Source organism: Cobetia crustatorum (assembly GCF_000591415.1).
Lineage (GTDB): Bacteria > Pseudomonadota > Gammaproteobacteria > Pseudomonadales > Halomonadaceae > Cobetia > Cobetia crustatorum.
Map to the genome: position 1 here is coordinate 1 of NZ_JEMF01000050.1, position 13,301 is coordinate 13,301.

Annotated in this window: 9 protein-coding genes; all 9 read right to left on the reverse strand. The window is 57.8% G+C overall.

The annotated features are described in order from the left end of the window. Positions 1-509 precede the first annotated feature (509 nt). Complete coding sequence (locus BF12_RS21180) at positions 510-2,414, reverse strand: M48 family metalloprotease (protein WP_024952387.1); 1,905 nt, start codon at positions 2,412-2,414, stop codon at positions 510-512. A 40-nt stretch (positions 2,415-2,454) separates the two neighbouring features. Beyond that, entirely contained in the window at positions 2,455-3,048 is a 594-nt protein-coding gene (locus BF12_RS0111375) for a LemA family protein (RefSeq protein WP_024952388.1), read from the reverse strand. 127 nt (positions 3,049-3,175) lie between these two features. Further along, positions 3,176-4,750 carry a bifunctional 2-methylcitrate dehydratase/aconitate hydratase gene (locus tag BF12_RS0111380; RefSeq protein WP_024952389.1) on the reverse strand — a complete coding sequence of 525 codons (1,575 nt, stop codon included), beginning with the start codon at positions 4,748-4,750 and terminating at the stop codon, positions 3,176-3,178. Between the two features lie 151 nt (positions 4,751-4,901). After that, positions 4,902-6,131 carry a 2-methylaconitate cis-trans isomerase PrpF gene (gene prpF / locus BF12_RS0111385; RefSeq protein WP_024952390.1) on the reverse strand — a complete coding sequence of 410 codons (1,230 nt, stop codon included), beginning with the start codon at positions 6,129-6,131 and terminating at the stop codon, positions 4,902-4,904. Beyond that, positions 6,128-8,788 (reverse strand): Fe/S-dependent 2-methylisocitrate dehydratase AcnD, encoded by a 2,661-nt coding sequence (gene acnD / locus BF12_RS0111390; RefSeq protein WP_024952391.1) that lies wholly within the window; start codon positions 8,786-8,788, stop codon positions 6,128-6,130. The genes prpF and acnD overlap by 4 nt, the downstream gene beginning before the upstream one ends. A gap of 125 nt (positions 8,789-8,913) precedes the next feature. Next, entirely contained in the window at positions 8,914-10,053 is a 1,140-nt protein-coding gene (gene prpC / locus BF12_RS0111395) for a bifunctional 2-methylcitrate synthase/citrate synthase (RefSeq protein WP_024952392.1), read from the reverse strand. Positions 10,054-10,187: 134 nt separating this feature from the next. Next, complete coding sequence (gene prpB / locus BF12_RS0111400; protein ID WP_024952393.1) at positions 10,188-11,099, reverse strand: methylisocitrate lyase; 912 nt, start codon at positions 11,097-11,099, stop codon at positions 10,188-10,190. Positions 11,100-11,164: 65 nt separating this feature from the next. After that, positions 11,165-11,959: a GntR family transcriptional regulator gene (locus tag BF12_RS0111405; protein WP_024952394.1), complete on the reverse strand. Its 795-nt coding sequence runs from the start codon at positions 11,957-11,959 to the stop codon at positions 11,165-11,167. A 400-nt stretch (positions 11,960-12,359) separates the two neighbouring features. After that, positions 12,360-13,232 carry an alpha/beta fold hydrolase gene (locus tag BF12_RS19780; RefSeq protein ID WP_035159997.1) on the reverse strand — a complete coding sequence of 291 codons (873 nt, stop codon included), beginning with the start codon at positions 13,230-13,232 and terminating at the stop codon, positions 12,360-12,362. Positions 13,233-13,301 lie beyond the last annotated feature (69 nt).

Sequence of the window (13,301 nt, forward strand, 5' to 3'; positions counted from 1 at the left end):
GATTAAGCTTGATAGTCTGTTAAGCAGACCAAACTTGGTTCAGAGTCAAACTTCTCGTGAGAGGCTTGCTCCGATATTTGGTGACCTTGTCACCACTCATCGGCAAGCGCTCACACGAATTACCTGATCAAATTTTTAAAGAGCGTCGCTGTTAAGCGAGGAGGCATATTCTACCGGGAACGCTTGAGAAGTCAAGCACTTGGTGATGAGTCAGTCGACTGCCTCTAAGCATCATCAAGCAGTGAGGGGCGATGCCCGTTCACGTGTTCCGTAAGGTGTGCGGCGTATTCTAGCGAATCTGCCGGGATTGTCAAGCGATGCATTTCGAAGAGACTTGAAAAACATCAATCGAAACAATCACCTGCACACCTCTTTCACCGCTGGTAACGCCATGCGTCCCCGGCAGCGGATGCGTACTTTACGCACCGGGCCGGTTCAGCGCAAGGCCTTTTGGGAAGAAATGCCCTTTTACTTCAAGGCCTAATGACAACCAGCGCCTCAAGCGTTCATCAGACCTGTTTGCTGTCCACCGAATGCGGCACTGGCTGGGCATGCCAGCCGCCCCGTGAACGTGGCCTGATCACCAACGCAGCTTCCAGACGCGTTTCAGGCAGCTGCATCACCCGTGCAAGCACTGTCAGCAAGGCGACCTCTTCATCTACTACCTGCTGATCGGCATGCACGACCTGAACAAGTGCTGCAAACCAGCGCTGCTTGTCCATAGGCCGCAGATGCGCAAGATGAGTGAGATAGCGGCAACGTAATGCTGGGTTAGCAATACCCGCTGCTGTGACCGAATACTCCAGTACCATGCCAAGCTCAGCCGTCGCCTCTTCAAAGGCTTCTTGCCGTAACGTCTCGTCATCCATCAGACCTATCATCAATCCAAGCCAATGCTGGCATGCTTCCCGACATTGATTCAGCCCCAGCGAATCGCTCTTGCGGTCTACCCTTGGGTCCAGCGATTCCATCAATAGCTGCCATAAGCACCAGCTAAAGAGATCATTGGGAGGTATTAGTGCCTTGAGCATTCGGTGCGCACGCTCATCCGCTTCGCGCCAACGTGGTAATAGCCGATTGAGCAAGGCGATCCACTCTCTTCTCGGCAAGGCCTCGAGGCGTACTCGGATTTCGCGTATCCGTTTGCCATCCAGCCACTCATGTTGACGCTCAAGTTCGGAAAACCACACGCCGCGTTGCTTAAGCTCCATCGGTGCGATCATGGCAACCACCAGCTGTGGACACAGAAAACGTGACAAAGTCAGATTCTCGAGCTCTCCACGAGTTTGCGCGAGCTTATCCATGAATGCCGCGCCGGCAACGCCTGCCAAGACACCGCCGAGCATCTCGGCCCCGATAGGGGCCTGCTGCTCGAAGGTATGTACCGGCTGTTGGCGCGCTGGTAGATAGTGGCTATCCCAGCGCGGCTCTAGTCGTCGGATACGCTCGTCCAGCGGCGGATGCGAATCAAACCAGCCCGTCAGCCAGGGAGGGCGTGTCTCGACAAAGAACAGGTGATTATAGGTCATGGCACGCGGGTGCTGGATTCGCCCCTGCCAGCCCATGCCGCCAATCCGCTTGAGTGCAGAGGCAATGCCATCCGGCAAGCGCGTCAAACGCACTGCACTCGCATCGGCGAGATATTCACGCGAACGGGCTACGCCTCGCTGCAGTAAGCGCCCAGCGAGCCCTCCCAAGCTGCCGAGCAGCCACAATGCTACGCCGAGTAGCATCAGCTTGCCCATGCCACCTTTCTTGTCTGAGCGAGAAGACCCCACACCCCCGACCAATATACCGATCCGGCCAGCCCCCATCAGGAAGCGACCCGCCTCGGAGAGAAACACCAACCCATGTACGGCACTCGCCAAACGCAGATTAAGCCGGATGTCACCATTGGCAATATGCGCAAACTCGTGTGCGACCACACCCTGCAACTCATTGCGACTCAACTGCTCCAACGCACCGCGACTGAGTGCAATCACCGCATCATGCGGGCGATAACCTGCCGCGAAGGCATTGATCATTGCCTCATGAGGCAATACGAACAATTGAGGCGGCGGCAGATTGGCCGCAATCGCCATCTCCTCGACCACGTTCAAGGCGCGCCGCTGGGCAGCATCCTGTGTCTCAACATCTACCCGCTGCCCACCAAGGCGCGCAGCGACTATTGCCCCACCCTGCTGCAAGCGGCGTAACTCACGCGCTGCGACAAAGGCGTTGCACAGAAAGATGACGCACGCGACTGGCAATACATATCCGTACGATGCTTCTGGTGGTTTACCGAGAAAGAGGCTGATGAAGTAATGCACAGCAGCACCAGCCCCAAGTGATACCGCCAGCGACATGATGACAAAGGCCAGCAGCAGTAACCGCGTTCGCCGTCGGGCACTGTCCTGCTCATGATAGAAGTTCATCCGTAATGGCTATCCGCTACGTCATGGAGTTGAGGCTGACTCATCCGAAACTGACGTCCGGTGCCTGACGAATCTTCACACTGTCATCAAAAGCCAGTAGTCCCGCATCAGTGCGATGCCCAAAGGTCGGCGCGAGAACGACTTGCGGAAAGCTTTGACGATAGACGTTGTAGTCAGTCACGGCATCGTTATAGGCCTGACGAGCAAAAGCCACGCGATTTTCAGTCGCAGTCAGCTCTTCCATCAAGTCACTCATGGTCTGATCCGCCTTGAGCTCAGGATAGGCCTCGACCACCACATCAAGCTTCCCGAGGCTAGCTGCCAGTCCTTGCTCAGCACCGGCAAGGCTCGCCAATTTATCCATGCTGCCAGGATGTGCGGCAGCAGCGTTCAGTGCTGCCATGGCTTTATTACGCGCATTGATAACGCCTTCGAGCGTCTCGCGTTCATGACTCAAATAGCCCTTTGCTGTCTCGACCAAGTTGGGAATCAGGTCATAACGACGCTTGAGCTGGACTTCAATCTGGGCAAAGGCATTTTCGAAACGCGCACGTAGACTGACCAGTTTGTTGTAGATGGCGATCACGTAAATGACGATCAGTGCGATACCGCCGAGCAGCAGGAATGTCTTCATGAGGAGTCCTTTATGTAATCCCTTGCATAGATGCCTTTCAGTGTACCCATGCCACGCCTTGGTACCAGCAGATTACATCGGAGAGCTCCAACGCAGCATCCTCACGAGCGCACTGATAGAGACAACCTCAACGCATCCAGTGATGCATGAAAAGATGCACTGGCATCGACTCTAGAGCAGCCTGATCACTGAAAAGTGTCTGCAGAAAATCGCAGCGCGCGGTAGGGAAACAGGTGGTCAGATTGGCTCGATATTTGGCTTCCAGCGGCGCCAGTGCTTCATCACGGCGCCGACGATGACCGAGTGGATATTCAACCACCACCTCATCGGTAGCAGTACCGTCAGAGAAGACTACCCGTAGAGCATTGGCGATTGAGCGCTTGTCAGGCTCCAGGTACTCGCGGCTATAACGTGGCGACTCACGGACTACCATTTTGTCTCGTAGCTGATCAATCTCTGGATGTGCGACATGAAAGTCATCTTCGTAGTGCTCAGCCGTCAGGGCACCAAAGATCAACGGCACGGCCACCATATATTGTAGACAGTGATCACGGTCTGCCGCATTGGCCAGTGCGCCCTGCTTGGAAATGATACGAATCGCTGACTCATGTGTGGTGATCTCGATACGCTCAATCTCATCGATCCGCTCACCCACCTCGGGGTGCAAGAGCACTGCTGCCTCGGCAGCTGTCTGAGCATGAAATTCAGCGGGGAAACTGACCTTGAACAGCACATTCTCCATCACGTAGCAGCCAAGGGGATGTGACAGACGCAAACGACGCTCACCTTCAGACTTGAGTGACAGATCGTGGTTGAGATGACTGAAGGATACGTCGTTGAAGCCCCACTGCGAGGCACTCAACGCTGCAGGAATCCCCATCTCACCGCGCAGAGCAATATCCGCCAGCCGCACACCGCGCGAGGTAGCATCACCCGCCGCCCAGCTCTTGCGCGACCCGGCATTCGGCGCATGACGATAAGTGCGCAAGCTCTGGCCATCGACGAAGGCATGCGAAAGCGCCGATAAAAGTTGCTCGCGATTGGCTCCCATCAAGCGAGCTGTTACGGCCGCCGTGGCAACCTTGACCAACAGTACGTGATCGAGCCCGACGCGATTGAAACTATTATCCAGCGCCAGCACGCCTTGAATCTCGTGCGCCATCACCATGCTTTCCAATACATCTTGCATCACCAGCGGCGGCTCACCTTCGGCGACACGTTGCTGAGACAAATGGTCGGCCACTGCCAGAATACCGCCTAGATTGTCAGACGGATGCCCCCACTCCGCCGCCAGCCAGGTATCGTTATAATCGAGCCAACGAATCAGGCAGCCGATATCCCACGCTGCCTTGACCGGGTCGAGACTCAGATTGGTGCCCGGAACACGCGCTCCATGCGGTACCTGCGTGCCAACGACCAACGGGCCTAGATGCTTGGTGCACTCGGGGAAACGCAATGCCAGAATGCCGCAACCCAGCGTATCCATCAGGCACAGTCGGGCAGTATCCATCGCTTCACGACTGGGCTTACCTTCCGTATCACCATTGCAGTAACTCAGCACGTAATCGGCGATCTGCTGCAGCTCAGGATCATAGCCCGGACGCTGGTTATCACTGGCCTGCGTACTATCGGAAGAAATCGTAGCATCGGAAGAAATCTTGGAAGGTGCATCAGAATGCGTGTCTGCCGATTTATTGCTCATGTCGGTGCTCTCCTATCGAGAATCGATCCATGTTTCTAACGCAGTATCGTTAGGAATATCTGTCTGATACAAAGACAAAAGACCGGCTCAGCTGCATATCCCATGCAGGGCCGGTCTTTTATTGTCACGCAGCGACCGCTAGCGCCGCAGACTAAAGCACCAGCGTTTCTGACGGCACCCGTATCCAACCTTCCATCAGAATGCGCGCGCTGCGGCTCATCACTGCTTCGCTTACCTGCCACTCACCCCGCTTACCCTCTCCTGGCACCCACTCGGCACTGGCACCTACCCGTAGAGTGCCGGAAGGATGGCCGAAGCACACCGAATCACGCGGTGCTCCTTCACTTCTTTCATGAGCATTGGCAGCCAGATTGACCAATGTTCCAGGTACGGCGGCAGCAGCTGCGATTGCGACCGCAGCAGTCCCCATCATGGCGTGGTGCAGCTTGCCCATCGACATAGCGCGGATCAGCACATCAATCTCACCTGACTTGATCTCACGGCCACTGGAGACCATGTGATCCGCCGGTGCTGCGACGAAGGCCACCTTAGGTGTGTGCTGACGAGTCGCGGCTTCCGCCAGATCATTGATGAGCCCCATATGGAGCGCACCATAGGCACGTAGCATTTCAAGGCGGGCCAATGCAGCAGCATCACCATTGATCGCGTCTTGAAGCTCAGTACCGCTGTAACCGAGATCTTCCGCACGCACGAAGATGGTCGGAATACCGGCGTTGATCAATGTTGCCTCGATACGGCCGCCAGCCACGACTGACTCCGGCACCTCCAGCACATCGATCACATTACCAGTGGGGAACATGCTGCCCTCACCCGCGGCAGGGTCACGGAAGGCGACTGCGACTTCTGCTGCGGGAAAGGTCACGCCGTCGAGTTCAAAATCACCCGTTTCCTGCACACACCCCTCATGCATCGGTACGCGTGCAATGATCGTCTTGCTGATATTGGCCTGCCAAATGCGGACTTCAGCGATACCGTCTTGCGGCAGCCGCTCAGCCGACACCAATCCCTTCTCGATGGCAAATGGACCGACGGCAGCAGACAGGTTGCCGCAGTTGCCACTCCAATCGACAAAGGGCGAGTCGATGGAGACCTGTCCGAATAGATAGTCGACGTCGTGTCCAGGCTGCTCGCTCTTGCTGATGATGACCGTCTTGCTGGTACTGGAGGTAGCTCCCCCCATGCCATCAATCTGCTTGGCGTAAGGGTCAGGGCTGCCGATCACTCGCAGTAACAAGGCATCACGTACCGGGCCTGGCACTTGGGCGGCTTCTGGTAGCTCATCACGCAGGAAGAACACGCCCTTGCTCGTGCCGCCACGCAGGTAGGTCGCGGGGATTTTCAGTTGTGGCTGGCGACTCATGCGGAGACCTCCTCAGCATTTGTGCCCGTTGCCTCCGAGCTCAAGAAATCCTCCGCGAAACGCTGCAATACACCACCGGCAGAATAGATGGAGAGCTCCTCACGAGTATCGAGACGACAAGTGACCGGCACGCGCTCGACCTGACCTGCCTGCTCGCCCTGCGTACGCTCAATCAGCAGCGTCAGTGTCGCGCCGGGTATCGCCTCACCCTCGACGGCGTAAATCTCGCTACCGTCGAGCGCTAGCGTCTTACGGTTGGTATCCGCTTCAAACTGCAATGGCATCACACCCATACCCACGAGATTAGTACGGTGGATACGCTCAAACCCTTCAGCAACGATGGCCTCGACGCCCGCCAGTCGCACCCCCTTGGCTGCCCAATCACGCGACGACCCCTGACCATAATCAGCACCAGCGACGATGATCAGTGGCTGTTTACGCTGCATGTAAGTTTCGATGGCCTCCCACATGCGCACAACCTTGCCTTCCGGCTCCAGGCGCGTCAGCGAGCCCTGCTGGATCTCGCGCTTGCCACCCCCTCCTTCCACCACGGCCATCTCATTGATTAGCTTGGGATTGGCAAAGGTCGCACGCTGGGCGGTGAGGTGATCACCACGGTGAGTCGCGTAGGAGTTGAAGTCTTCTTCCGGCAGTCCCATCGAGGTGAGGTACTCCCCCGCGGCACTACTGGCCATGATGGCGTTGGAGGGTGACAGGTGATCGGTGGTGATGTTGTCCCCCAACACCGCCAGCGCACGCATTCCCTTGAGAGTGGGCGCCGTTGCCAAATCACCTTCCCAATACGGCGGGCGGCGAATGTAGGTGCTCTGCGCACGCCAATCGTATAGAGGGCTGATGCCGGTTTCGCGATCGTCCTTGACCTCAAACATCGGGATATAGACCTGACGGAAGTGGTCCGGCTTGACGCTGGAACCGACGATGGCATCGATCTCTTCATCGCTGGGCCATAGATCCTTGAGCATGATCGGCGAGCCATCTGGCGCATATCCCAACGTATCTTTCTCGATATCGAAGCGGATAGTACCGGCGATGGCGTAGGCGACCACCAATGGCGGCGAGGCCAGGAAGGCCTGCTTGGCATACGGGTGAATACGGCCATCGAAGTTACGATTACCGGACAGCACTGCGGTCGTATAAAGATCACGCGCGACAACCTCTTTCTGGATGGCAGGGTCCAGCGCACCACTCATGCCGTTGCAGGTTGTGCAGGCGAAGCCGACGATGCCGAAGCCGAGTTGCTCGAGTTCCGTCAGCAGTTCCGCCTCTTCCAGATACAGCTGTACGGTTTTGGAGCCAGGTGCCAGCGAGGTCTTGACCCACGGCTTGCGTGTCAGACCCAGCGCATTGGCACGCCGCGCCAACAGCCCTGCGGCAATCACGTTGCGCGGATTGGAGGTATTGGTGCAGCTAGTGATAGCCGCGATGATCACGGCGCCATCCGGCATCAGATCGCGCCCCTCCTCATCCTGCTCATGCTCGATCACGCCCGAGATGCCACGCGCCGCCAGCTCGCTGGTCGGTACGCGACTATGCGGATTGGACGGACCCGCCAGCGTGCGCACCACCGAGGAGAGATCAAAGCTCAGTTCGCGCTCATATTGAGCGTTGGTCAGCGCATCTGCCCACAGACCCGTTTCACGCGCATAACGCTCGACCAGTGCGATGTTTTCTGGCTCGCGGCCGGTCAACGTGAGGTAGTCCAGCGTCTGTTGATCGATATGGAACATCGCCGCTGTCGCGCCATACTCCGGCGTCATGTTGGAAATGGTGGCACGATCGCCCAACGTCAGGTGTGCGGCCCCCTCACCGAAGAATTCCAGATAGGCGGAGACAACCTTCTCGGCGCGCAGGAATTCCGTCAATGCCAGCACGATATCGGTCGCGGTGATACCCGGCTGCGGGCGGCCCGTCAGACGCACACCGATGATATCCGGCAAGCGCATGTAGGAGGCACGCCCCAGCATCACGCTCTCGGCTTCCAGCCCACCCACCCCGACAGCTAATACACCCAATGCATCGACATGCGGCGTATGACTGTCGGTACCGACCAGCGTATCCGGGAAGGCCACCCCGTCGCGCGATTCGATTACCGGTGACATCCGCTCCAGATTGATTTGGTGCATGATGCCGTTACCCGGCGGAATGATGTCGATGTTCTCAAAGGCCTGTCGCGTCCAATTGATGAAATGGAAACGATCCTCGTTGCGGCGATCTTCAATAGTACGGTTCTTCTCGAAGGCATCCGGATCAAAACCGGCATGTTCGACCGCCAGCGAGTGATCGACGATCAACTGGGTCGGCACCACCGGGTTGACCTTGGCAGGATCACCGCCCCGCTCAGCGATGGCGTCACGCAGACCAGCGAGATCGACCAGCGCGGTCTGTCCCAGGATGTCGTGACATACCACGCGGGCGGGATACCAAGGGAAGTCGAGATCTCGGCGGCGCTCGATGATCTGGATCAGGCTGTCACGCAGCTGCTCAGGCGGGCAACGACGCACCAGATTCTCGGCCAGCACACGCGAGGTGTAAGGCAGACCGTCATAGGCGCCAGGGGCAATGTCTTCTACCGCGGCGCGCGTATCGAAATAGTCCAGCGCGGTGCCGGGCAGGGGCTTGCGATAGTCGGTATTCATGGGCATCCGGACTCATCAATCAGGCAATCGGTAGAAATCCTGTGCCCGCTACGGTCATGGCATCGGTCGAGATATCAATCGAACGCGGGCACAGGCAGGGCCAGGCAGTATGGGTAGACGATAAATCAGTCGCGCTGATCGATGGGCTGCCAATCACAATGCTCGGGGCCGGTATAATCGGCACTAGGGCGAATGATGCGATTGTTGGCACGCTGCTCGAAGACATGCGCCGCCCACCCTGTCAGGCGCGAGCAGACGAAGATCGGCGTGAACAACTTGGTGGGAATGCCCATGAAGTGATAGGCGCTGGCGTGGAAGAAATCGGCGTTGCAGAACAGTTTCTTCTCGCGCCACATCACGGACTCGACGCGCTCGGAGACGGCGTAGAGCTGCGTATCTCCTACATCGTCCGCCAGCTTGCGTGACCACTCCTTGATGATGGCATTGCGCGGATCACGTTCACGATAGATGGCATGGCCAAAGCCCATGATCTTCTCGCGGCGCTCCAGCATGCCAAGAATCTCGCGCTCGGCCTCTTCCGGTGACCGCCAGGATTCAATCATCGCCATCGCTGCTTCGTTGGCACCGCCATGCAGCGGCCCACGCAACGAGCCGATCGCGGCTGTGACACAGGAATGCAGATCGGAAAGCGTCGAGGCGCAGACACGAGCGGTGAAAGTCGAGGCATTGAATTCATGCTCTGCGTAGAGAATCAGCGAGGTATTCATCACTGCGGCATGCAGCTCACTCGGCGCTTCCCCATGTAGTAGATGCAGGAAGTGCGCGCCGATGGAGTCATCATCAGTCTCGGTCTCAATGCGCACGCCATCGTGACTGAAGCGATACCAGTAATTGATGATCGACGGGAACACCGCCAACATCCGGTCCGCTTGATCCGCCTGCTCATCGAAGCTGGCCTCTGTTTCCAGGTTGCCGAGCATCGAACATCCGGTGCGCATCACATCCATCGGATGAGCGCTGGCCGGAATCTGCTCAAGCACCGCCTTCAGAGCATCCGGCAGGCCACGCAGACTCTTGAGACGCGCGATATAGGCAGCGAGCTCCTCACGATTGGGCAGCTTGCCCTTGAGCAGCAGATAGGCAACTTCTTCGAAGGCGGCGTTGTCCGCGAGGTCTTCCAGATCATAACCGCGATAACGCAGGCCAGATCCTGTCTGGCCCACGGTGCACAGAGCTGTCTCGCCGGCACTCTGGCCGCGCAGGCCAGCAGCAGCGGCGGAAGGCGTAGAGGTGTGATCAGACATGGCGTGATCTCCTTGGCAGTGACGTCATTGAGTTGTTCTTTTTCTTGTAGGGCATAAAGCGTTGCCCCCTGAGAGCAACATCAGGTAGCTCTGAGGGTAAGTAGCGTGGTGCAGCCGCGTGGAGCGAACGGTAACTAGTCCTTGCGACTCTCGGCATCGAAGAGCGAATCCAATTTCTGCTCGAAGGTGTGGTAATCGAGAAAGTCATAAAGCTCCATGCGCGTCTGCATGGTCTCGACCACATCCTGCTGATCGCCCTTGTCGTGAATGTTCTGATATACCTTGAGCGCAGCGGCATTCATGGCACGGAAGGCAGACAGCGGATAAAGCACCATCCGGCAGCCGACATCGCCCAGCTCACGCTGATTGAATAGCGGTGTCGCACCGAATTCGGTGATGTTGGCCAGAATCGGCGCATCAACACCGTCACAGAAGGCGCGGTAATCCTCCAAGGTATGTACCGCCTCGGCGAAAATGGCGTCTGCCCCCGCTTCGACACAGGCATTGGCGCGTGCAACCGCAGCCTCAAGCCCTTCCTTCTGGAAGGCATCGGTACGCGCGATCAGATAGAAGTCGTCATCACGACGGGCATCGGCGGCAGCCTTGATGCGATCGACCATCTCCTGGCAGGAGACGATGGCCTTGTTGGGACGATGACCACAGCGCTTCTGAGCGACCTGGTCTTCCAGGTGTACTGCCGCGACACCCGCACGCTCCATCTCCTGGACCGTGCGGGCGATGTTGAAAGCGCCGCCCCATCCAGTATCGATATCGACCAGCAGCGGCAGCTCGCTGGCCGCAGTGATACGGCGCGCATCCTCCAGCACGTCATTCATGCTGGTCATGCCAAGATCCGGCAGACCATAGGAGGCATTGGCCACGCCACCACCAGACAAATAGATCGCCTTGTGGCCAACGCGCTCCGCCATGATCGCGGTATAAGCATTGATAGTGCCAACGATAGGCAGCGGACGATTAGCCTCAAGCGCGGCGCGAAAACGTGCGCCGGGGCTCTGCAAGGCGGTGGAACTCAGGTGGCGTGACATGACATCTCCCGGGCTAGGCCCATGTAAGTAGTGAAAGTGTTGGAATTATTAGCGCTAGAACCGGACTACTCTTCGCCCTGCTCTTCCTTGAGCGTGGCTGCATAACGCCGCGCCACGTTCTCGCGTGAAGCGCTGACATGGCGACGCATCAGCAGCTCCGCCAGTTCTTCATCGCCTGACTCGATGGCATCGACGATCCGATGGTGTTCGACGAATGCCTTGTGAGGACGTGAGCCACTGGCACTGAACTGGGTGCGATACATGCGCACCAGGTAGTAGAGGTCATCGCACAGAATCGTCATCAGCATGTGGTTATGGCTGCCGAGCACGATCTGATAGTGAAAATCGAGGTCCCCTTCCTTCTGGAAGTAGGCGGTGCCGGTCTTCAGGTCCGACTGCTGTTCGTGACTTTTGAGCACACTACGCAGGCGAGCAACTTCCTCCGTGGTCATATGCTTCGCAGCCAGTCGTGCGGCCATGCTTTCCAGCGCCTCGCGTACATCGAAGAGCTCCAACAGCTCGGTCATCGATAGCTTGACCACCCGCGCACCGACGTGCGGCACACGCTCAATCAGCCGATGCACTTCCAGGCGGCGCATGGCTTCACGCAAGGGGCCACGCGAGATGCCATAGGCCTGCGCCAGCCCCGGCTCAGTGATCTTGCTGCCCGGTGCCAGCTCGCCTCGCACGATAGCGTCTTGCAGCTGATGAAAGACTCGCTCGGCTAGCGTGCGTACTTCCGGGGTCACTGCTGCCGGCAAGGGGGCTCCGCTGGCAGCGGCGCTACCGGCCAGTTCGGCAGTGGCGCCACGCGCCAGGCTTCGGGCTGCAGTGGCGTTGTGAAAAGCATCGGTGGTCATGGCAGTCAGGCAATCCGGCTAAGCAAGGGACAGGAATTAGCACAAGGATGTGTGAATCGTGACGACACACCATTGTCGACAATCATTCAATGACTGCCAGACTAGCCAGCCAGCTGAGATGGGTCAAGATACAATCCACCTTCACGTCTACACCTTTGGCGGTAGACGTGGATAACCACGTTCAATAAAACCTGATAAAACAACCCTCATACGCCTAACAGTGCAAAGACTTCATTCTTTCACCCTTTCCAGAAGCAGCGATATACCGTGAAATTACAGGCGAGAAAAAGCCCTGTCAGTGGACACTGACAGGGCTTTTTCAATAACGGTCTATGATGAGATATTCGATGACTTGTCGACAATCGTTCAGCACTGACTCACACAACCTCGCTGACAGCCTTCATTCAAAGCTAAGCTCAGCGCCGATGCGCCGCGGCTTCTGGAAAGGCAGAGAGTGATCAGTGCCAGGAATTTCCAGTGACTGCCAACCTGCATGACGTTCTGCCAACAGGCCGTGATACTCACGCAGGGTCTCGGGACTCTTGCCACCCACCATGCTGCGCACCTCGCCTCCTGCCGCCATGACATCTGCCAACAGGACATCGCGATCGATCTCGTGCACGGCATGGGTGACGCAATCCAGCGCATTGGCAAAGCCGAGGTGACGGTGCGCCAGCCGTGTCACCATCATGCGTTCAGCACGCGGATTGCGTGTGCGATGCGGTGAGATCAGGTCGAGGAACGCGATGATACCCGCCTCGGGGCTAGCGGCTTCACGCATGGCATGCGCGGCCTCGGCATAACCTTCACGTACCTTGAGCATGGTGGAGTGGCATTCGCGTTCCAGCAGCGCAGGTTCCAGCAGACTGATATCGCCGATGCGCACGTCCGGGCGTTCATGACGCAGACGCTGGGCAAGGCGCATCGCCACCAGTCCACCGAAGCTATAACCGATCAGATCGAAGTGCGTGATGCGCTGTGTCTCAATCAGTGCCATCACGTCCTCGACCACCTGTTCGAGCGTGAAGGAAGGCTCTCCCCCTTCGAGCGCAACGGTCTGTCCCATGCCACGCAGATCAGGAATGATCAGCTCATCATGGGCAGTGAGATGTCCGATCAGCGGCGCCCAGGTCAGAGTGCCCGCTACGCCAGCGCCGTGCAGCATCAACAGCCGCCGCCCGCTCTGACTATCGCGACGTGTCAGACGCTGCCAGAAGATTTGCTGATCGGGGCGCGCGAGCAAATGTTGGTCATGTGAAAAATCAGGATGCATGCGATGACTCCAGCAATGCGGCGGACACGTTGAAGGGCAACGTGGCTCGGGAAACGGGCACCTTAATCA